Raw genomic sequence first — 781 nt, forward strand, 5'->3', positions numbered from 1 at the left:
GCTGCGCGTTGTACCGACCATTGTAGCATGTGTGAAGCCCTGGACATAAGGGGCATGATGATTTGACGTCATCCCCACCTTCCTCCGAGTTAACCCCGGCAGTCTCTCATGAGTCCCCAACCAAATGCTGGCAACATAAGACAAGGGTTGCGCTCGTTGCGGGACTTAACCCAACATCTCACGACACGAGCTGACGACAACCATGCACCACCTGTACACCAGCCACAAGGGAAACTACATCTCTGCAGCGATCCGGTGCATGTCAAGCCCAGGTAAGGTTCTTCGCGTTGCATCGAATTAATCCACATGCTCCGCCGCTTGTGCGGGCCCCCGTCAATTCCTTTGAGTTTTAGCCTTGCGGCCGTACTCCCCAGGCGGGGCGCTTAATGCGTTAGCTACGGCACGAACCCCGTGGAAGGGACTCACACCTAGCGCCCACCGTTTACGGCATGGACTACCAGGGTATCTAATCCTGTTCGCTACCCATGCTTTCGCTCCTCAGCGTCAGTTACTGCCCAGAGACCTGCCTTCGCCATCGGTGTTCCTCCTGATATCTGCGCATTCCACCGCTACACCAGGAATTCCAGTCTCCCCTACAGCACTCAAGTTATGCCCGTATCGCCTGCAACCCCGCAGTTAAGCTGCGGTATTACACAAACGACGCGACAAACCACCTACGAGCTCTTTACGCCCAGTAATTCCGGACAACGCTCGCACCCTACGTATTACCGCGGCTGCTGGCACGTAGTTAGCCGGTGCTTCTTATCCAGGTACCGTCACT

General features: G+C 55.8%; 1 rRNA gene. It reads right to left on the reverse strand.

Features of this window, described 5'->3' with window-relative positions:
- A 16S ribosomal RNA gene (locus KBX19_RS11270) occupies positions 1-781 on the reverse strand; the annotation flags it as partial.

The organism is Corynebacterium sp. CCUG 71335 (assembly GCF_024454075.1).
Classification (GTDB): Bacteria; Actinomycetota; Actinomycetes; order Mycobacteriales; family Mycobacteriaceae; genus Corynebacterium; species Corynebacterium genitalium.